Raw genomic sequence first — 19,273 nt, 5'->3', positions numbered from 1 at the left:
ATCAAATGGGATTGCTCGACGGCCGCGTGGTCATCGTGACGGGTGCCGGTGGCGGAATCGGGCGTGAGCACGCGCTCGCGTTCGCCGCGGAAGGTGCCCGCGTCGTGGTCAACGACATCGGTGTCGGCCTGGACGGTTCGCCCGCCGGTGGCGGCAGCGCCGCGCAGAACGTGGTCGACGAGATCGTCGCCGCCGGCGGCGAGGCCGTCGCCAACGGCTCGAACGTCGCGAACTGGGCGGAGGCCGAGGCCCTGATCCAGCAGGCCGTCGACACGTACGGCACCCTCGATGTGTTGGTGAACAACGCCGGCATCGTCCGCGACCGCATGTTCGCCAACGCCACCGAAGACGAATTCGACGCCGTCACCGCGGTGCACCTCAAGGGGCATTTCGCCACCATGAAGCACGCCGCCGCGTACTGGCGGGCCAAGTCCAAGGCCGGCGAGACCGTCGATGCCCGGATCATCAACACCAGCTCGGGCGCCGGCCTGCAGGGCAGCGTCGGCCAGGCCACCTACAGCGCCTCCAAGGCCGGCATCGCGGCACTCACGCTGGTCGCCGCGACCGAGATGGGTCGCTACGGCGTCACCGCCAACGCCATCGCGCCGTCGGCCCGGACCCGCATGACCGAGACGGTCTTCGCCGACATGATGGCCACTCAGGACCAGGCCTTCGATGCCATGGCGCCCGAAAACATCTCGCCCCTGGTGGTGTGGCTGGGCAGTGTCGAGTCGCGTGACGTCACGGGCAAGGTGTTCGAGCTCGAAGGCGGCAAGATTCGCATCGCCGAGGGCTGGGCGCACGGCCCCGAGATCGACAAGGGTGCCAAGTGGGACCCGGCCGAGCTGGGCCCCGTCGTCGCGGATCTGCTGGCCAAGGCACGTCCCGCGGTGCCGGTCTACGGCTCGTAACCGCCACGATTGCTGAAGCGTCCCCGCAACCAATCATGTTGCGGGGACGCTTTTTTGGTCTGCTTCACAGCGCGGCGGCGACATCCCAGATCGGTTCGAGCGCTGCGATGCCCGTGCGGACGAGGGGACTGAGCACGACATCGGTCGCCCCTGCCGCGAAGTAGCGGCGGAGTTGAGTCGACACCTGCGCGGCAGTACCGACGGCCGCGAGATCGATGACCGAGTCGACGCCTTCGCGTTCGATCACCTTCGCGTACGACGGGATGGTCGCGTAGAACTCGAGGGCCTCCGCGGCGGTGGTCCGGCCTTCGTCGACGTCGTCGGTCACCAGGACGGGTACCGCGGCAATCACTTTGGGCGCGGGCCTGCCGGCTGCGCTGGCCGCTTCGGAGATGGTCGGCACGATGAATTCCTCGATGGTGCGCGGCCCGGCCAGATAGGGCAGCGTGCCGTCCGCCAATTCTCCTGTCACACGTAATGCCTTGGGTCCCATGGCCGCGACGTAGACCGGCAGGGGCGTGCCGCCGGCGACCGTCACCGGAAACTCTGGGGCGGCGGTGAATTCGTCGCCGTGGAAGTCGACGGTGCCGGTGTCGAGGATCGACCGGAGCACCTGCAGGTGTTCGCGCAGCCGGCCGATGGTGTTGGGCCATGCGGTGCCGAAAGCCACCTGTTCGGGGCCGTGCGCTCCCAAACCCAGACCGAGGCTGAAGTTCCCGCCGGTGGCCGCTTGGGCGGTCAGGGCCTGCGAGGCGAGCGTCAGTGGGTGGCGCGGATTGATCGGTACGACGAAGGTGCCGACGGCAAGGCCGGGTACCGCGGCGCCGACGTATCCGGCGAGCGAGATGGCGTCGTGATCGAACTGCTGGGCGATCCACACCTGGCCCACGCCGGCGTTGTAGGCGCCGCGGGCCTGGTCGATCGCGGCAGCGACATGATTGGGGGAAGTACGGTCGGGGTCCAGCACAACTCCGGTTGGCATATCAACGACAACGACCGCGGCCGAGGCACTCATTCCGTCTCGGAAAGAAAAACTCCCCCAGAACGAAACTCGTTCTGGGGGAGCCTCTTTGCTGTTGTTACTTGGCGGCCTCGGCCTTGGCGGCCTTGTCCTTCTTCTGCTTCTTCGGCTTTTCGACCTTCGGCTTTTCAGCCTTCGGCTTGTCGGCCTTGTCGGACTTGTCCTTCTTCGACTTGTCCTTCTTGACCTTGGTGCCCTGACCTTCGGTGCCCTTGTCGTCGGCTTTGGTGCCGCCCGCGGTCGCGTCGTCGGCCTTGGTGTCGCCGGCCTTGACGTCGTCAGCCTTGGTGGTGTCGGCCGGGGTGTCGTCGACCTTGGTGGTCTTGACGGTCTTGTCCTTGGCGCCAGTGGTGGCCGGCTTCAGGGCGGAGACCTGCTTGGCGAGCGTCGGCGTCACCGCAGGCTTGTCGGTGCTGTCGGATTCCTTGGCCGCGGCCGCATTCGGGGTGACGGCCTGCACCGACGAAGGCGGCGGTGCCGCCTTGAAGACGGTGCCGGTCTGGACGGACTTCACGACGCTCTTGACCATGTTGACGGGGAGGTTCACGACGGCCTTGGCGGTATCGAACACGCCGTCGCGAATGGCGTTGGCGATGTTGGAGATGTTGCCGGTCCGCAGCGCCTTCGCCACGTTGTAGAGCGCCATCTGCGGCACCTTGACGGCGTCGCGGACGTTGACGAACAGCTTGGTGGGCAGCGCCGGGTTCTGCGTGACGGCGATACCGCCCCAGTTCTCCAGGGTCCAGCCGTCTTCGGGGTTGCCGGTCACGGTGACGATCTCGGTGTTGCCCAGCGGGTGCTTCAGCATCAGCGTGAGGTCGGGGTTCTCGACGTTCATCAGCGTCCACGCCATGATCGACATGCCGTGCGCGAAGGCCACCGGGTTCTGTGCGCCGCTGTTGTAGATGTCGTCGACCGCGCCGTTGAATCGGTCCTGGAAGACCATGCCGTTGGCGTCGGGCGAACCGGGCATCGGCATCAGGAGGTTGCCGGTGGCCCACGACAGCGGGATCAGCGCGTAGAGGATGCGGGCGAAGCCGGAGTCCTGCGACTGGCCTTCGAAGATGCCGGCCTGCACTTCATGGAGACCGCTGAGCACCGTCACCGGCATGCCGGTCGCGGTGGCGTACGGCGCGGCGGTCTGCTGGGTGCGCACCATGTCCGAGGCGAAGATGGCGTCGTGCGCCAGGCCGTCGTTGGCGAGGACGCCGGCGACGGTCTGGGCCTGTGTCTGGCCCGTCGCCGTCAGGTCGGGGCCCGGAATCTTGGTGTCGATGAGGCCCGAGGCGTTGCCCGCCGATTCGCCGTGCCGGACGAACGTGATGGTGATGTTGGTTGCGGCCCAGGCCGAGAAGGCCGAGGTGAGGAACATGAACACGGCCGCGACCAGGACGGCCGCGCCTCGTGCTCCGCGTTTGAATGTCCGGCTGTGCGACAGCCCCCGACGGAACATTGATGACATAGACGGCTCCATAGTGTTGCCCTGGATGTGTGCAGGGCCACACTATGTACACATCTATGAATCTGTCTAGTCCGTTCCGTCAATTAACTGAAGAACTTTGCTGGCGCGATCGCCGGGCCTGATCGGTTCACCGCCCACGAAAAACTCCCCTGGACAACGGGCGTCCAGGGGAGTTCTTCGGTCGGTGCTCAGGCCGGATCGAGCAGGATGATCGGAATCTTCCGGTCGGTGTGCGAGCGGTAGTCGACGAAGTCCGGGTACATGGCGTCGAGCTTGGGCCAGTACTCGTCGCGTTCGGCATCGGTGGCCTCACGGGCGATCCGCTGCAGCTTCTCGCCGCGCACCTGGAACGTCACCTTCGGGTTGGCGACCAGGTTCAGGTACCACATCGGATGGGTGTCGCGACCGCCCTGCGAGGCGACGACGACGATCCGGTCGCCTTCACGCAGGTACAGCAGCGGGCTGTCGCGCGGCTCGCCGGATTTGCGGCCGATCGTGGTCAGGATCCCGACGGGCGGGGGCGTGGCGACGGGCTTGGAGCCCAGCCGCCACTTGGCGCCGATCCGGCCGTCGGTGGCCCGGAATGCCCAGGTGTTGATCCGCGACATCCACTTGAAGCCGACCTGCATTCCCTTGGAATTCAGGATCTTCAGCTGCCTGTCGCTCATTTCCCCGTCGGCCATGGCGGCGACCCTGCTCCTCGCTCTAGATGCGCTCGATGATCGTGCCGGTGGACAGCGCACCGCCGGCGCACATCGTGATCAGCGCCGTCGACTTGCCGGTCCGTTCCAGCTCGTGCAGCGCGGTCGTGATGAGCCGCGAGCCGGTGGAACCGACCGGGTGGCCCAGCGCGATGGCGCCGCCGTTGACGTTGACCCTATCCATGTCGGCTTTGTGCACCTGAGCCCAGGACAGCACGACGGATGCGAACGCCTCGTTGATCTCGACCAGGTCGATGTCGGCCATCGACATGCGCGCCTTCTCGAGCACCTTGGCGGTGGACTGCACCGGGCCGTCCAGGTGGTAGTAGGTCTCGGCGCCGACGTTGGCCTGCGCGATGATCCGGGCGCGGGGCTTGAAGCCGAGGGCCTTGGCCTTGTCCTCGTCCATCCAGAGCACCGCGGCGGCACCGTCGGAAATCTGCGACGAGGTGCCGGCGGTGTGGATGCCGCCTTCGATGACCGGCTTCAGCGCGGCCAGGCCCTCCAGGGTGGTGTCGCGCAGGCCCTGGTCCCGGCTGACCAGGTTCAGCTCGGCGGTCGGCTGCTTGTTCTCGTCGATGACCGGCGCCTCGATGGGCGAAATCTCGCGGTCGAAGCGGCCCTCGGCCCAGGCCTGCTTGGCCTTGGCCTGCGAGGCGAAGCCCAGCGCGTCGATGTCGTCGCGCGTGATGCCCCGGCGCTTGGCGATGCGCTCGGCGGCCTCGAACTGGTTGGGCAGGTCGATGTCCCACGACGCGGCGCGTGCGCCACCGCCGTTGGCGCCCAGGGGCACCCGGCTCATGGCCTCGATGCCGCAGGCGATGCCGATGTCGATGGCGCCGGTGGCGATCAGACCCGCGATGAGGTGGTTGGCCTGCTGGGCACTGCCGCACTGGCAGTCGATGGTGGTGGCGCCGACGTGCTCGGGCAATCCGGCGACCAGCCAGGACTGGCGGGTGATGTTGTTGCCCTGCTCGCCGTACTGCGTGACGCAGCCGCCGATGAGCTGCTCGACGTCGCCGGCATCCAGCCCGGCCTTCTCGACGAGAGCCTTCTGCGTGGCGCCCAGAAGTTCGGTCGCATGCAGGCCGGACAGCCAGCCTCCCCGCTTACCGATGGGGCTGCGAGTGGCTTCAACGATGACAGGATTACCCATGAGCTCAGGCTAGAACACGTTTCATTACTCTGACAAGCAATCATCGGGACGTGCCTTTTATCTGCGGTGAAGGCGTGTTTCAATGGTCGCAACGCCGAACTAGAAGGATTTGTCTCGGAACCCTGTTCTGAGGCGTTGGATTCCCCAAGGAGACACCATGCCCTGCCCCATCCCGTCCGATCTGGACCTGTTGGACGCGAACCTCAACCTGGAGCGGCTGCCTGTCGAGGAACTCGCCGCGCTGCGCAAGTCGGAGCCCATCCACTGGGTGGACGTGCCCGGCGGCACCGGCGGCTTCGGTGACAAGGGCTACTGGATCGTCACCCGCTACGACGACGTCAAAGAGGTGTCGAAGCGCAACGATATCTTCGGCAGCGCACCCGATGGCGCGATTCCGGTGTGGCCGCAGGCCATGACGCGTGAGGCCGTCGACGTGCAGCGCGCGGTGCTGCTGAACATGGACGCCCCGCAGCACACCCGCCTGCGCAAGATCATCTCCCGTGGTTTCACCCCGCGTGCCATCGGCCGGCTGCAGGCCGAGCTGAACGAGCGGGCGCAGAAGATCGCCGAGACCGCCGCCGCGTCGGGCACCGGTGACTTCGTCGAGCAGGTGTCCTGCGAGCTGCCGCTGCAGGCCATCGCCGGACTGCTCGGCGTGCCGCAGGAAGACCGCGACAAGCTCTTCAACTGGTCCAATGAGATGACCGCCGGCGAGGACCCGGAGTACGCCCACATCGACCCGGCCGCATCGTCGTTCGAGCTGATCACCTACGCCATGAACATGGCCGCCGAGCGGGCCAAGAACCCGACCGACGACATCGTCACGCAGCTGATCGAAGCCGACATCGACGGCGAGAAGCTGTCCGACGACGAGTTCGGCTTCTTCGTGGTGATGCTGGCCGTCGCCGGTAACGAGACCACCCGCAACTCGATCACGCACGGCATGATCGCCTTCTCCCAGAACCCCGATCAGTGGGAGCTCTACAAGAAGGAGCGCCCGGAGTCGGCCGCCGACGAGATCGTCCGTTGGGCCACGCCGGTCACCGCGTTCCAGCGCACCGCGCTGGAGGACACCGAGCTCGGTGGCGTGAAGATCAAGAAGGGCGAGCGGGTCGTCATGTCCTACCGTTCGGCCAACTTCGACGAAGAGGTGTTCGAGGACCCGCACACCTTCAACATCATGCGGTCGCCGAACCAGCACGTCGGCTTCGGCGGCACCGGCGCGCACTACTGCATCGGCGCGAACCTGGCGCGCATGACCATCAACCTGATGTTCAACGCCATCGCCGACCACATGCCGGACCTGACCTCGATCGGCGAGCCCGAGCGGCTCATGTCGGGCTGGCTCAACGGCATCAAGCACTGGCAGGTTGACTACACGGGTAAGTGCCCCGTCCAGCACTGACGGCGACTGACTGCAGTAGTCCGGTAACACGAATCAAGGAGGATTCGGGTGGATTTCACACCGAGCCCTGAGCAGCAGGCTGTCGCCGATGTGGTGACATCTGTGCTCGAGCGGGAAAACACTTGGGACGCACTGGTTTCCGGTGGCGTCGTGGCACTGGCAGTGCCGGACCGCTTGGGCGGTGACGGGCTGGGGCTGCCGGAGGCGGCCACCGCACTGACCGAGATCGGTCGGCGCGGCACCACGGGGCCGGCCCTCGCCACCATCGGGCTCGCCCTGGTCCCGCTGGTCGACCTGGCCACCGAAGCGCAGCAGGACCGGTACCTCGCGGGTGTCGCGCAGGGCACGGTGCTGTCCGCGGCCCTGAACGAAGCCGGGAACCAGCTGCCGGAGAAGCCGTCGACCAGCTACGCCGGCGGCAAGCTCAACGGCACCAAAATCGGTGTGCCGTATGCCGAGTCGGCGCAGTGGCTGCTGGTCACCACCGACAGCGGTGTGGTCGTCGTGTCGCCGAAGGCCGCCGGTGTGACGGTCGAGAAGACCCCGACCGCCAACGGTTCGGACGAATACGTCGTCACCTTCACCGACGTGGCAGTGGCCGACGATGACGTGCTGGCCGGCGCCACGGTGGCGCGGGTGAACGAGCTGGCGCTGGCCATGATCGGCGCGTTCGGTGCCGGTCTGGTCGCCGGTGCACTGCGGCTGACCGCCGACTACACCGCGACGCGCGAGCAGTTCGGCCGGCCGCTGTCCACCTTCCAGACGGTGGCGGCTCAGCTGTCCGAGGTCTACATCGCCTCGCGGACAATCGATCTCGTCTCCACCTCGGTGGTGTGGCGGTTGTCCGAGGGACTCGACGCATCCGAGGACCTGGCGATCCTGGGCTACTGGCTGACCTCGCAGGCCCCGCCGGCCATGCGGCTGTGCCATCACCTGCACGGCGGCATGGGCATGGACATCACCTACCCGATGGACCGCTACTACTCCTCGATCAAGGACCTGAACCGCCTGCTCGGTGGTCCGTCGCACCGTCTCGATCTGGTGGGAGCCTGATGTTTATCGACCTGACCGCGGAACAGCGCAAGCTGCAATCCGAACTGCGCGAGTACTTTTCGACGCTGATCACGCCCGAAGAGGCGGCGGCGATGGAGACCGACCGGCACAACGAGGCCTACCGCGCCGTCATCAAGCGCATGGGCAGCGACGGCAAGCTCGGTGTGGGTTGGCCCAAGGAGTACGGCGGCCTGGGCTTCGGGCCCATCGAGCAGCAGATCTTCATCAACGAGGCCAACCGCGCCGACATCCCGCTGCCGATGGTCACGCTGCAGACCGTGGGACCGACCCTGCAGCTGCTGGGCACCGAGGAGCAGAAGAAGAAGTTCCTGCCCGGAATCCTCTCCGGCGAGGTGCATTTCGCGATCGGTTACTCCGAGCCCGAGGCCGGCACCGACCTGGCATCGCTGCGGACCACCGCCGTGCGGCACGGTGACGAGTACATCGTCAACGGCCAGAAGATGTGGACCACCGGTGCCCACGACGCCGACTACGTGTGGCTGGCCTGTCGCACCGACCCGACCGCGGCGAAGCACAAGGGCATCTCGATCCTGATCGTCGACACCAAGGACCCGGGCTACTCCTGGACCCCGATCATCCTGTCCGACGGCGCCCACCACACCAACACGACGTACTACAACGATGTGCGGGTGCCCGCCGACATGCTGGTCGGCGAGGAGAACGGTGGCTGGAAGCTCATCACCACTCAGCTCAACCACGAGCGTGTCGGCCTGGGACCGGCCGGTCGCGTGGCGGGCATCTACGAGCAGGTGCACGGCTGGGCCTCCCAGCCCGGCTCCGATGGCGTTGTCCCGCTGGACAATCCGGAGGCCAAGCGGCTGCTGGGGCAGATCAAGACGATCATGCGGCTCAACGAACTGCTCAACTGGCAGGTCGCCTCGTCCGGTGAGAACATCGCCGTCGCCGATGCGGCCGCGACGAAAGTCTTTTCCACCGAGCGCATTCAGGAAGTGAGCCGGCTGGCGGAAGAGGTCGTGGGACGCTTCGGCAACCCTGCCGACCAGCACACCGCCAAGGTGCTGCAGTGGCTGGACACCATGGCCAAGCGCAACTTGGTCATCACGTTCGGTGGCGGGGTCAACGAGGTCATGCGCGAGATGATCGCCGCATCGGGCCTCAAGGTGCCGCGGGTCTCGCGGTAGGAGGGCGATCGATGACTGATCTTCAGGCCGGTATCGACGAGATCGTCGCATCCGGGCGCAGCAAGCCGACCCTGAGCCGGGATCCGGTGAACCAGCCCATGATTCACCACTGGGTCGACGCGATCGGCGACAAGAACCCGATCTACGTCGACGAGGAGGCCGCCAAGGCCGCCGGGCACCCCGGCATCGTGGCGCCGCCCGCCATGATCCAGGTCTGGACCATGATGGGCCTGGGCCGCACCCGGTCCGACGACGATCCGCTGGCCCGGATCATGAAGTTGTTCGACGACGCCGGGTACGTCGGCGTCGTCGCCACCAACTGCGACCAGACCTATCACCGCTACCTGCAGCCAGGCGAACGCGTCAGCATCAGTGCCGAGGTCACCGACGTGGTCGGTCCGAAGCAGACGGCGCTGGGCGAGGGCTACTTCGTGAACCAGAAGATCCGCTGGCATGTCGGTGACGAGGAAGTCGCCGACATGGACTGGCGCATCATGAAGTTCCTGCCGGCCAACAAGCAAGGTAAAGAAGCAGCCGAAACTGGTTCCATCCCAGCCGATCTGGACCCCGACAAGCTGATGCGCCCGTCGTCGTCGCGCGACACCCAGTTCTTCTGGGACGGCGTCAATGCGCACGAACTGCGGATTCAGAAGCGGCCCGACGGCTCGCTGCAGCACCCGCCGGTGCCCGCGATCTGGCAGGACAAGGATGCCCCGATCGACTATGTCGTCTCGTCGGGCCGGGGCACGGTGTTCAGCTACGTCGTGCACCACGCGCCGAAGGTGCCCGGCCGCAGCCTGCCGTTCATCATCGCGCTCGTCGAACTCGAAGAGGGTGTGCGCATGCTCGGTGAGCTGCGCGGCGTCGAGCATGACGACGTGAAGATCGGAATGCCGGTCAGCGCAACGTTCCTCGACTTCCCGGACAGCGATGTCAGTCCGGCCTGGAGTCTGTACGCCTGGGAGGCCGCCAAGTGACCGCCGCCGCTGTGAACACCGCCGTGGGCACCAAGCTGCCCGAACTCTCGATCTACGGCGACCCGACGTTCATCGTCTCGACGGCGATCGCCACGCGGGACTACCAGGACGTGCACCACGACCGGGACAAGGCGCAGGCCAAGGGCTCCAAGGACATCTTCGTCAACATCCTGACCGACACCGGTCTGGTGGGGCGTTACGTCACCGACTGGGCGGGCCCGAACGCCATCATCAAGTCGATCAAGCTGCGCCTCGGGGTGCCGTGGTACGCCTACGACACCATCACCTTCCGTGGTGAGGTGACCGCTGTCGAAGGCGACCTGGTGACGCTGAAAGTGGTGGGCAGCAACAGCCTTGGTGATCACGTCATCGCCACCTCCGCGCTGACGATGGGAGCCGCGCAGTGAGCATCTCCGGCAAGGCCGTCATCGCCGGTATCGGCGCGACGGACTTCTCCAAGAACTCCGGCCGCAGTGAACTGCGGCTGGCCGCCGAGGCGGTCACCGACGCACTGAACGATGCGGGCCTGTCGCCCGAGGACGTCGACGGTCTGGTGACCTTCACCATGGACTCCAACCTGGAGACCGCGGTGGCCCGCTCCACCGGCATCGGGGAGCTGAAGTTCTTCAGCCAGATCGGCTACGGCGGCGGCGCCGCGGCGGCGACCGTGCAGCAGGCCGTGCTGGCGGTGGCGTCCGGTATCGCCGAAGTCGTTGTGGCATACCGCGCTTTCAACGAGCGTTCGGAGTTCCGCTTCGGCCAGGTGATGACGGGTCTGACCGTCAACGCCGACTCCCGCGGTGTCGAGTACAGCTGGTCCTACCCGCACGGGCTGAGCACGCCGGCCGCCTCGGTGGCCATGGTCGCGCAGCGCTACATGCACGAATACGGCGCCACGAGTGCCGATTTCGGTGCTGTGTCGGTGGCCGACCGCAAGCACGCGGCGACCAATCCGAAGGCGCACTTCTACGGCAAGCCGATCACCATCGAGGACCACCAGAACTCGCGGTGGATCGCCGAGCCGCTGCGCCTGCTGGACTGCTGCCAGGAGACCGACGGCGGCGTGGCGATCGTCGTCACCACGCCCGAGCGCGCCAAGGACCTCAAGCAGCGCCCGGTCGTCGTCGAGGCGGCGGCACAGGCTGCTGGTGAGGATCAGTTCACCATGTACTCGTACTACCGTGACGAGCTCGGTCTGCCCGAGATGGGCCTGGTCGGCAAGCAGTTGTGGGGTCAGAGTGGCTTGACGCCCAATGACATTCAGACCGCGGTGATCTACGACCACTTCACCCCGTACACGCTGATCCAGCTCGAGGAGCTCGGTTTCTGCGGCAAGGGTGAGGCGAAGGACTTCATCGCGAACGGTGCGATCGAGCTCGGTGGCAAGCTGCCGATCAACACGCACGGTGGTCAGCTCGGTGAGGCCTACATCCACGGCATGAACGGCATCGCCGAGGGCGTCCGCCAGCTGCGCGGCACGTCGGTCAACCAGGTGCCCGATGTCGAGCACGTGCTCGTCACCGCCGGCACCGGTGTTCCGACGTCAGGCCTGATCCTGGGCTGAATCACCCCGCTCGCGAACTGCCCCTTTTCGACAGGAGAGGGGCAGTTCTGCGTCAATAGGGGTAGTCCTACTCATCCGAACTCGCGTGGCTCGGCGCGATGATGACCTGCATGACCGAACCGCAGCGGGCGATGGTTGCCCGGCTCTCGCAGGATGTCGCAGCGATCTCCCATCACCTGGCATGGGTCTCGGCCTGCCTCACCGAGCTCGATCGGTCGATGGCGTACCAGCAGCCGGCCGCGCAGCCCGTCGGATACGCCGCGCCGCAGCAGTATTGGCAGCCGGCTCAGGCCGCGCCGCCGCAGCCCCAGCAGCAGCCGCCGCGGCCCGAGCGCTCGGACAGCTGGATCGGCAAGGCGCTGGCGGCCGCCGGCGTCGCGGTGACGTTGATCGGCGTCGCCCTGCTGCTGGTGCTCGCCGCGCAGGCCGGGCTGTTGCGGCCCGAGTTCCGGGTCGGCGCAGGGGCGGTCCTGGCGGCCGGTCTGGTGGTCGGGGCGACTCGCCTGAAGACGCGGCCCGGCGGCACGGTGGGCGCGGTCGCCCTGGCCGCCACCGGCATCGCCGCGGCGTACATCGACGTCGTCGCGGTCACCACGATTTACGAATGGCTTTCTGCGCCGGTCGGTTTGGTGCTCGCGGCGGTGATCGGCGGCGGCGGGCTGACCCTGGCGCGGCGCTGGGATTCGCAGCAACTCGCGCTGTTGGTGCTGGTGCCGCTGGCCGTGCTGGCGCCCGTGGTGGCCGACGGCGTCTCGCTGCTGCTGATCGGGTTCATGCTGGCGCTGTCCGCGGCGTCGCTGCCGGTGCAAATCGGCAAGGATTGGGTCGCGATGTTCGTGGCCCGGACCGCCGTCTGCACCTTTCCGTTGTTGGTGGCACTGGCCTCGGCGTCATTCGGCACCCACCGGAATCCGGGTCTCGCCGGTGCCTGCGCGGCGGCAGCCGTGCTGGCCGTCGGGGGCGCGTTGACCCTGTTGCCCAAGACCGCCAACCGCTCGCTGCTGGCCCTGGCCACGGCGGGCGGCGCGGTGCCGGTGCTGTTCATCTCGGCGGTGGTCCGTCCGGTGGTCGCCGCGTCGATCATCGCCGCGGTGGCGGCCCTGTTCCTGGCCGTCGTGCTGGCCGGCAACCGACTGCCCGGCGTCGCTGATGTGGTGCGGCGGATCTGGGCGGCGACATCGGCCGTCTGCGCGCTGGTCGCGGTATTGGTGGCCTTCGACGGTAGGACCGGCGGCGCGGTGCTGCTCGCGATGTCCGTCGTGGTGGCCGTCGCCGGGCGTCGCGACGCGATCGCCCGCTGGGTGGCTGCCGGATTCGGCGCCGTCGGTGGGGCCGTCTACCTCAGCTACTCGCCGCCGGACCTGCTGTTCCGCGCGGTGGAGCTGAACACCCACAGCGCGGTGTCCACCGTCATCTCCAGCATCCTTGCGATCGCCAGTGCGGTCGCCGTCGTGTGGTCGTGGACCGGCCGGCGTGACGACGACGAGGTGCGGCTGATGTGGGCAGGCGCGGTCGTGGTCGCCGCGTACGCGTCCACCATGGCGACCGTCACCGCCGGCGCGCTGATCGGCGGCGTCAAGGGCGGGTTCTTCGCGGGTCACATGGTCGCGACCATCGGCTGGATCGCGGTCGCGGCGGCGTTGTTCGGGTACGCGGCCCGCCGGCCGAAGGCGCAGCGATCACTGCCCATCGGCGGCGGGCTGGCGCTGGTGGCCGCGGCGATGACCAAGCTGTTCTTGTTCGATCTCGGGACCCTGAACGGCATGTTCCGGGTGGCGGTGTTCATCGTCGTGGGCCTGGTGCTGCTGGCCATGGGAACCGGCTATGCCCGGTTGCTCGCCCGGCAGGATCAGCCGAATCCGGACCGTCAGTTCGCGTCGGGTGGGTAGCCGTCGGGGCGGTAGGCTCGAACCGACGCGGTATGTCTGGGGAAGGGGGCCGTGTCTATGGGGATTCAGCCGGACAGCAGTCCGTTCGGATCGCAGACGGTCACGGGGCCGGGATGGCCCAACGTCAATGAGGAACAGCTCGAAGAAGCGGCCGCCCATTACACGAAGCTGGCCACCAAGATCAGCGGATCCGTGGTGCCGCAGCAGACCAGCCAGCTGATGAATCTGACCGATCAGTGGCAGGGCGCGGCGTCGCTGGCGGCCGCGGGTGAGGCCGGCACCATCATCGGCGGTCATGAGGCCAACGGCGCGCAGGCGGCGGCCATCGCCGCCAAGCTGCAGTCCATGGTGGCCGCGGTCATCAAGACCAAGAACCTGGTCAACGCCACCGCCGAGGAAGTGCAGGCGGAGTGCATGGCCCTGTCGGCGGCGCCGTTCCCCAACGTGCAGGAGCTGATCCAGAGCCGCATCAAGATGGGCCTGTCACAGAACATCGCCGCGGTGACGGCCAGTGCCACCGAGGTGGCCAACTTCGTCGGCGCACCGCCGAGCATCCCGACGGCCGGCGTGCCGCCGCAGGTGGCGCAGACCGCGCAGAAGACCGCGGAGTCGGCGGGCAAGGGCGGCGACCAGATGGGCCAGATGATGGGCCAGATGATGCAGATGGCCGGTCAGCTCCCGCAGATGCTCGGGCAGCTGCCGCAGCAGGCAATGCAACCGCTGCAACAACTTTCGCAGCCACTGCAGCAGTTGACGTCCCTGTTCCAGGGCGGCGGGCAGGGCAAGGCCGGCCTCGGCGCCTCGCCGTTCGGTGCGTTCTCGAACCATCCGCTGGCCGGCGGTTCCGGCGCGGCTCATGGCGCGGGCCTGATGAAGGGCGGCATGCCCGGCGGTGGCGGTGGCGGTGTGGGTGCGGCCTCCGTGCAGACGCCGCTGCTGGCCAAGATGGTCGGCCCCGGCCCGGCTGGGCCCGGCGTGATGCCGGCCAGTGCCGCGGGCGGCATGGGCGCCGGTGGCTTGGCTCCGGTCGCCGCCGCCGCAGGTGCCGGTGGCGCGATGGGCGCCATGGGCGGCATGGGGCACCGCGAAGGTGGCGGCGGGGGCCGCATCACCCAGCTCGCGGTACCCGAGGCACTGGACCACGGTTCCTATGACGAAGACATCGACGACGACTGGTGAGTAGGGGGGATATCTGATGTCGATGATGCAGACACCGGACAACATCAGCTGGAACACGGCTTCCGTCGAGCTGCCTGACATGCCGATGATCCAGCCCGGCGAGGACGCCATGAGCGCGACCATCGCCGCGATCCTGCCGGCCATGGCAGCCGACATGACCGCCAATGTGGCCTCGTTGCAGGCCAAGGAGGGCATGTTCTCCGGCAAGGTCGGCATGGCCCAGTCGGCTTACGACAACGCCGACAGCAAGGGCGGGGAGGGCGTCGGCCAGATGGGTCAGATGCTCGGCCAGCTCGGGCAGATGGGTCAGCAGGCAGGCCAGATGGCCGGCCAGGGTGGCGGTCTGGGCCAGATGGGCCAGCAAGCGGGCCAGTTCGGTCAGATGATCCAGCAGGCCATGGGCAAGGGCGGCGGCAAGGAAAGCGGCATGCCCGGCGGGGAGCCTCCGGAGGGTCAGCCCGGCGGGCCGGCCGGCGGCGGTGCCCCCATGTCGCCCGAGCAGCGTCAGGCGCAGCAGGACGCCCGGGAGAACCAGCAGAACGACCGGCAATCCCAGCAGGACGCGCGCCAGCAACAGCAGGACAACCGGCAGTCTCAGCAGGATCGCCGGGAGGCCCAGCAGGACGCCCGCGACTCCCGTCGGCACACGTCCGCTCCGGCTCCGGCGGCGCCGCCGGTGGCCGGTCCCAGCGCGGGTTCGCACACCGCGGGGCCGGCGCCCGTCGCCCCCGTGGCTCCGCCGCCGCAGCGCGGCGGCGACGTCGGCCGTCAGATGTAGTTACTGAATAACAAGCCGGACAACGAAATTGGGGCCAGTCGCGATGATCGCGACTGGCCCCAATTTCGTTGTCCGTCAGGAGGCCGGTGCCGGTGCCGGGGTCGGGGTGACCGGCGCAGCAGGCGCAGCCGGCGCGGCCTGCTGGTTACCGGCCGGGGTGGCGGTGCCCTGACCCGCGCTGGAGGCGGGCTGGCCGGCGATGGCCTGGCTCGGTGCCGGAGCCGGCGCCGGGGTCAGCGGAGCCTGCGAGACGGCGCCACCGGCGGTGGCAGCGGTGCCCGGGCCGCTTTCGGCGGCGGTGGGAACCGGAGCCGCCTCGGGAGCCGGGCCGGCGGCCGGAGCCGTCGCCGGGGTGCCCGCGGGGGTACCGGCCGGGGTGCCCGCCGGAACCTGGGCACCGGCCGGAGCCGGAGCGTCGGCGCCCGGGGTGCCGGCCGGAGCCGGAGCAACCGCCGGAGTACCAGCCGGAGCCGGGGTGCCGGCCGGGGTGGCGGCAGGCGTCTCACCGTTCGGCGTCGCCGCCGGGACCGCACCGGTGGTGGTGCCGGCCGGAGGCTGCGTGCCGGTGGCGGCCGGAACAGCACCGGCCGGGGTGGCGCCGGGCACGGCGCTGCCGAGACCGGCGGGAGCAGCCGCCGGGGCGGCAGCAGGAGCGGCGGCGGGGGCGGCAGCCGGGGCCGGCGTGGTCACCGGCGCAGTGCCACGAGCGGGGGCGGCGGCCGGCGCGGTACCCGTGGCGGGTTCAGTGCCCTGCCACTTGATCACTTCGCGGTCCCCGTCGGTGTACACGACGCTGGTCGGCGCGGCGCCCGTCACGTCGAAGTAGATCTTGCCCTTGGACTCTTGCCCTTCGGCGAGGCCGGCGGGGTTGATGCCCTGCGGAGTGGCAGCGCCCCACAGCACGCGGTAGTTCTCGCCGGTCGCGGTGCGGGCGTTCAGGTTCGGCACGAACGGCTGCGAGTTGCCGCGCTCGGCCTTGTACTCCGCTGTGGCTTCCCACAGCGTGCCGTTGAGGTGCTGCGAGAGCACATCGGTGCTGGGCTTGAGGTTGCTGATCTGCCATTCCGCGACGGTGTTCCCGTCTACGAGCTTGCCGTCCGAACCGAACGCCACCGTGGTGGGGGCGGACGTCACCCCTGCGGGCTGGGCGGGGTCGGCCACTGCGAACGGTGTCGCGATCAGGCCGAATGCGGCGGCTGCGCCGATGGCGATGGTGATCTTGCGGGTACTCATGATGATGTGGCTCCTTTGTCTCCAAGTCGTCCGACGGGCGGCTTCCCCCACGGAAGTTGAGTCACGAGTAATTGGATAATTACTGACTACTACGAAAGCTAGCAGGTTAAGCGTCAGCTGTGGATAGAGGTTGACGCGCCGTCGGCGACCCGACCGCCGGCCCTGGTTTGCCGGAATCGGCCGCCGAATAGGCGGCCGATTCCGAATACGTCCTGGTCAGGACGCGGTGAGCTCGATTCCAGCAAGCACGACGACGTTGTCTCGGCTCGGCGCCGTCAGCACGCCGGTGATTCGTTCACCGTCACGCCAAAGGTTGGCCTGCAAGGTTTCACCCGGGATCACGGTGCCCGCGAAGCGCGCGCCGTAGGACCGGACGCGGCCGGCGTCGCCGTCGAGCACGTTGTCGACGATGGCCTTGCAGCCGATGCCGTAGGTGCACAGGCCATGCAGGATCGGGCGGTCGAAGCCGGCGGCCTTGGCGAATGCCGGGTCCGAGTGCAGCGGGTTGCGGTCACCGCAGAGCCGGTACAGCAGAGCCTGCTGCGGCAGCGTCGGCAGCGAGATCTGCAGGTCCGGTGCCCGGTCGGGCTCGGCGGCCGAGGTCGACGGGCCACGATCGCCGCCGAAGCCGCCCTCGCCGCGGGCGAAGATGGACCGCTTCTGCTTCCACAGGGGAGCGCCGTCGAGGGTGGTCACGGTGGTCTCCGACCAGATGACCGCGGCCTTGCCCTTGTCCCAGATCTCGGTGAACTTCGTGACGGCGCGGCCCGTGCCCGACGGCGGGATGGGAGCGTCGGTGTAGATGGCCTCACTGGCGTGCAGCACCCGGCTCAGCTCGATGTCGATGCCGGGGAACTTGACGGTCGGCGCTTTGGTCTCGTGGAAGCTCTGCGCCACGTTGCCGAAGGTCGGCAGCACCTGCGGCTTGTCGTCGATCAGGTAGCGCAGCTCGCGCTCGCTCATCGGATCGGCGCCGGCGCCCAGGCCGAGGTGGTACAGCTGCACATCGCTGCTGCTCCACGAGAATTCGACGGGTGCGAGTTCGGCCCCGATGGCCTCGTCGAGATTGATCGGCATGTCAGCCCTTTCCTGCCACGTGCAGTGCCGCGAGGTATCCGAAGGTCATGGCGGGGCCGATGGTCCCGCCGGGGCCGGGGTAGGTGTGGCCCATCACCGGACCACTGACATTGCCAGACGCGTACAGGCCCTCGATCACCGAGCCGTCCTCGCGCAGCGCGCGGCCGTGGATGTCGGTGACGATGCCGCCCTTGGTGCCGAGATCGCCGGGCACCATCTTGGCCGCGTAGAACGGGCCGTGCTTGATCTCGCCCAGGTTGGGGTTCGGCTTGTTGGTCGGGTCGCCGTAGTACCGGTCGTACGCGCTGTTGCCGCGACCGAAGTCCTCGTCGACACCGCTGCGCGCGAAGCCGTTGAAGCGTTCGATGGTGGCCTTGAGTTCGTCGACGGGCAGGTTGGTGAGCTCTGCCAGTTCCTCGATGGTGTCGGCCTTGACGACGACGCCGGCCTCGGTCCACTTCTTCGGGATGCGTTGTCCCGGCTGCAGACCCGCGAAGATGTAGCGGTTGCGGTACTGCTGGTCGAAGAGCAACCACGCCGGCACGTTCTCGCCCGGGCCCTCGCCCTGGCCGTACTGGCCGCCGTACATGTGGTGGCAGGCCTCCACGTACGGCATGGACTCGTTCATGAACCGCTTGCCGTTCATGTTCACGATGATGGAGCCGGGGGAGTTGCGCTCGGACAGGGCGAACCACGGGTTGTCGGGCAGCGGCACCGTCGGCCCCCACCAGGCGTCTTCCATGATTTCCAGTGCGGCGCCGAGCTTTTCGGCGGCCAGGATGCCGTCGCCGGTGTTGGCCTTGGCGCCCACGGTCCAGTCGGTGGTGATCGGCTGGCGCTGGTACTTGGTGCGCATCTCCTGGTTCTTCTCGAAGCCACCGCTGCCCAGGATCACCGCACGACGAGCCCGGATCAGTTGCGGCTCAGCGCTTTCCGGAGCGTTGGTGTCACGGACGTAGATGCCGGCAACCCGGCCGTCCTCGTAGTACAGGTCGGTCAGCGCGGTGTTCAGTTGCACTGGGACGCCGGCCTTCTGCAGGCCGATGCGCAGCGGCGCGATCAGGGCGCGGCCCATACCGACCAGGTTCTTGCCGGTGGCGCCGGCCCAGGTGGCGCGGATGCCGACCTTGAGGCTGCGCAGCACGCCCCGCGGGTGGCGCTTGAGCTGGTTGAGCCGGACGTAATCCTGTTGCATCACAACCATGTTCAGCGGGACCTTGCCGTACGCCGGCTCCAGGCCCTTTTCGTCGACGCCGAGCTTCTTGGCGTTGAACGGCTTGGGCTCGACGGACCGTCCGCCGGCGCGGCCGCCCTCGACCTCCGGGTAGTAGTCGGAGTAGTTCGGCACCCAGCACAGCTTCAGCGGCGAGTTCTTCAGAACGAAGGACAGCATCTCGGGGCCGCGCTGCAGGTAGGTGTCGATCTTCTCTGCGGGCACCACGTCGCCGACGATCTTGTGCAGGTAGGTGCGGGCTGCTTCCGGGGTGTCTTTTACCCCCGCACGCTGCAAAATCTCATTGTTCGGGATCCAGACGCCGCCACCTGACCGCGCAGTGGAACCTCCATAGTGTGGGGCCTTTTCTACGACTACTGTCGAAAGGCCCTGATGGGCTGCGGTGAGGGCGGCGACCATACCGGCTGCACCGCTGCCGACGACGACAACGTCGTACTCCTGTCCAGTCATGTAGAACACGTTATAGAATT

General features: G+C 67.9%; 17 protein-coding genes. 10 read left to right on the top strand and 7 right to left on the bottom strand.

Annotated features, from left to right (window positions below; genetic code table 11):
* Positions 1 to 5 precede the first annotated feature (5 nt).
* A complete protein-coding gene (locus ACJH6J_RS06295; RefSeq protein ID WP_212807226.1) occupies positions 6 to 911 on the top strand; it encodes an SDR family oxidoreductase in 906 nt (301 codons plus the stop codon).
* 64 nt (positions 912 to 975) lie between these two features.
* On the opposite strand, the gene ACJH6J_RS06290 is transcribed toward ACJH6J_RS06295, so the two are convergent.
* The 4 genes from ACJH6J_RS06290 to ACJH6J_RS06275 form a co-directional block, all read right to left on the bottom strand.
* On the bottom strand, positions 976 to 1,893 hold the full coding sequence (locus ACJH6J_RS06290; RefSeq protein WP_212807225.1) for an LLM class F420-dependent oxidoreductase: 918 nt from the start codon (positions 1,891 to 1,893) through the stop codon (positions 976 to 978).
* 97 nt (positions 1,894 to 1,990) lie between these two features.
* Complete coding sequence (locus ACJH6J_RS06285; protein ID WP_244872756.1) at positions 1,991 to 3,394, bottom strand: histidine phosphatase family protein; 1,404 nt, start codon at positions 3,392 to 3,394, stop codon at positions 1,991 to 1,993.
* A 188-nt stretch (positions 3,395 to 3,582) separates the two neighbouring features.
* Entirely contained in the window at positions 3,583 to 4,077 is a 495-nt protein-coding gene (locus tag ACJH6J_RS06280) for a nitroreductase family deazaflavin-dependent oxidoreductase (RefSeq protein ID WP_305798793.1), read from the bottom strand.
* 22 nt (positions 4,078 to 4,099) lie between these two features.
* Positions 4,100 to 5,251, bottom strand: coding sequence for a steroid 3-ketoacyl-CoA thiolase (locus ACJH6J_RS06275; RefSeq protein ID WP_212807224.1), 1,152 nt, complete (start codon positions 5,249 to 5,251; stop codon positions 4,100 to 4,102).
* 157 nt (positions 5,252 to 5,408) lie between these two features.
* Here ACJH6J_RS06275 and ACJH6J_RS06270 point away from each other — a divergent pair, with 157 nt between their 5' ends.
* The 9 genes from ACJH6J_RS06270 (at position 5,409) to ACJH6J_RS06230 (ending at position 15,259) form a co-directional block, all read left to right on the top strand.
* Positions 5,409 to 6,656: a cytochrome P450 gene (locus tag ACJH6J_RS06270; RefSeq protein ID WP_318985444.1), complete on the top strand. Its 1,248-nt coding sequence runs from the start codon at positions 5,409 to 5,411 to the stop codon at positions 6,654 to 6,656.
* Between the two features lie 48 nt (positions 6,657 to 6,704).
* Positions 6,705 to 7,709 carry an acyl-CoA dehydrogenase family protein gene (locus ACJH6J_RS06265; protein WP_406803698.1) on the top strand — a complete coding sequence of 335 codons (1,005 nt, stop codon included), beginning with the start codon at positions 6,705 to 6,707 and terminating at the stop codon, positions 7,707 to 7,709.
* Positions 7,709 to 8,872 (top strand): acyl-CoA dehydrogenase FadE29, encoded by a 1,164-nt coding sequence (gene fadE29 / locus ACJH6J_RS06260; RefSeq protein ID WP_318985446.1) that lies wholly within the window; start codon positions 7,709 to 7,711, stop codon positions 8,870 to 8,872. The genes ACJH6J_RS06265 and fadE29 overlap by 1 nt, the downstream gene beginning before the upstream one ends.
* Before the next feature lie 11 nt (positions 8,873 to 8,883).
* Positions 8,884 to 9,849, top strand: a complete 966-nt coding sequence (locus tag ACJH6J_RS06255; RefSeq protein WP_346416063.1) for a bifunctional MaoC family dehydratase N-terminal/OB-fold nucleic acid binding domain-containing protein — start codon at positions 8,884 to 8,886, stop codon at positions 9,847 to 9,849.
* A gap of 11 nt (positions 9,850 to 9,860) precedes the next feature.
* The gene (locus ACJH6J_RS06250) at positions 9,861 to 10,256 is read left to right on the top strand and encodes a MaoC family dehydratase (protein ID WP_406803737.1); all 396 of its coding nucleotides are present in this window, start codon (positions 9,861 to 9,863) and stop codon (positions 10,254 to 10,256) included.
* Positions 10,257 to 10,258: 2 nt separating this feature from the next.
* Complete coding sequence (locus ACJH6J_RS06245) at positions 10,259 to 11,413, top strand: lipid-transfer protein (protein ID WP_318985495.1); 1,155 nt, start codon at positions 10,259 to 10,261, stop codon at positions 11,411 to 11,413.
* A 110-nt stretch (positions 11,414 to 11,523) separates the two neighbouring features.
* Positions 11,524 to 13,302 (top strand): DUF2339 domain-containing protein, encoded by a 1,779-nt coding sequence (locus tag ACJH6J_RS06240; RefSeq protein WP_406803697.1) that lies wholly within the window; start codon positions 11,524 to 11,526, stop codon positions 13,300 to 13,302.
* 57 nt (positions 13,303 to 13,359) lie between these two features.
* Positions 13,360 to 14,481 carry a hypothetical protein gene (locus ACJH6J_RS06235; RefSeq protein ID WP_064861048.1) on the top strand — a complete coding sequence of 374 codons (1,122 nt, stop codon included), beginning with the start codon at positions 13,360 to 13,362 and terminating at the stop codon, positions 14,479 to 14,481.
* A gap of 16 nt (positions 14,482 to 14,497) precedes the next feature.
* Entirely contained in the window at positions 14,498 to 15,259 is a 762-nt protein-coding gene (locus ACJH6J_RS06230) for a hypothetical protein (protein WP_318985450.1), read from the top strand.
* Positions 15,260 to 15,334: 75 nt separating this feature from the next.
* Here ACJH6J_RS06230 and ACJH6J_RS06225 read toward each other — a convergent pair whose 3' ends face one another.
* The 3 genes from ACJH6J_RS06225 to kstD all read right to left on the bottom strand — a co-directional run bounded on the left by ACJH6J_RS06225 (position 15,335) and on the right by kstD (position 19,253).
* Positions 15,335 to 16,492, bottom strand: coding sequence for a DUF1942 domain-containing protein (locus ACJH6J_RS06225; protein ID WP_318985451.1), 1,158 nt, complete (start codon positions 16,490 to 16,492; stop codon positions 15,335 to 15,337).
* Between the two features lie 216 nt (positions 16,493 to 16,708).
* A complete protein-coding gene (locus ACJH6J_RS06220) occupies positions 16,709 to 17,569 on the bottom strand; it encodes a MaoC family dehydratase (protein WP_064861051.1) in 861 nt (286 codons plus the stop codon).
* A 1-nt stretch (position 17,570) separates the two neighbouring features.
* Positions 17,571 to 19,253: a 3-oxosteroid 1-dehydrogenase gene (kstD, locus tag ACJH6J_RS06215; protein WP_133426438.1), complete on the bottom strand. Its 1,683-nt coding sequence runs from the start codon at positions 19,251 to 19,253 to the stop codon at positions 17,571 to 17,573.
* Between the last annotated feature and the right edge of the window lie 20 nt (positions 19,254 to 19,273).

The organism is Mycobacterium sp. SMC-18 (assembly GCF_045310895.1).
In the GTDB taxonomy this organism is placed as follows: domain Bacteria; phylum Actinomycetota; class Actinomycetes; order Mycobacteriales; family Mycobacteriaceae; genus Mycobacterium.
The sequence above is the reverse complement of the archived record's forward strand: the minus strand, read 5'-3'. Positions and strand labels throughout refer to the sequence as shown.

Coding starts and splice junctions, on each gene's coding strand:
- ACJH6J_RS06270 (WP_318985444.1), top strand. CDS start 5,409: ATGCCCTGCCCCATCCCGTCCGATCTGGACCTGTTGGACGCGAACCTC.
- ACJH6J_RS06275 (WP_212807224.1), bottom strand. CDS start 5,251: ATGGGTAATCCTGTCATCGTTGAAGCCACTCGCAGCCCCATCGGTAAG.
- ACJH6J_RS06285 (WP_244872756.1), bottom strand. CDS start 3,394: ATGTCATCAATGTTCCGTCGGGGGCTGTCGCACAGCCGGACATTCAAA.
- ACJH6J_RS06295 (WP_212807226.1), top strand. CDS start 6: ATGGGATTGCTCGACGGCCGCGTGGTCATCGTGACGGGTGCCGGTGGC.
- ACJH6J_RS06235 (WP_064861048.1), top strand. CDS start 13,360: ATGGGGATTCAGCCGGACAGCAGTCCGTTCGGATCGCAGACGGTCACG.
- ACJH6J_RS06225 (WP_318985451.1), bottom strand. CDS start 16,492: ATGAGTACCCGCAAGATCACCATCGCCATCGGCGCAGCCGCCGCATTC.
- ACJH6J_RS06290 (WP_212807225.1), bottom strand. CDS start 1,893: ATGCCAACCGGAGTTGTGCTGGACCCCGACCGTACTTCCCCCAATCAT.
- kstD (WP_133426438.1), bottom strand. CDS start 19,253: ATGACTGGACAGGAGTACGACGTTGTCGTCGTCGGCAGCGGTGCAGCC.
- ACJH6J_RS06240 (WP_406803697.1), top strand. CDS start 11,524: ATGACCGAACCGCAGCGGGCGATGGTTGCCCGGCTCTCGCAGGATGTC.
- fadE29 (WP_318985446.1), top strand. CDS start 7,709: ATGTTTATCGACCTGACCGCGGAACAGCGCAAGCTGCAATCCGAACTG.
- ACJH6J_RS06255 (WP_346416063.1), top strand. CDS start 8,884: ATGACTGATCTTCAGGCCGGTATCGACGAGATCGTCGCATCCGGGCGC.
- ACJH6J_RS06220 (WP_064861051.1), bottom strand. CDS start 17,569: ATGCCGATCAATCTCGACGAGGCCATCGGGGCCGAACTCGCACCCGTC.
- ACJH6J_RS06280 (WP_305798793.1), bottom strand. CDS start 4,077: ATGGCCGACGGGGAAATGAGCGACAGGCAGCTGAAGATCCTGAATTCC.
- ACJH6J_RS06230 (WP_318985450.1), top strand. CDS start 14,498: ATGTCGATGATGCAGACACCGGACAACATCAGCTGGAACACGGCTTCC.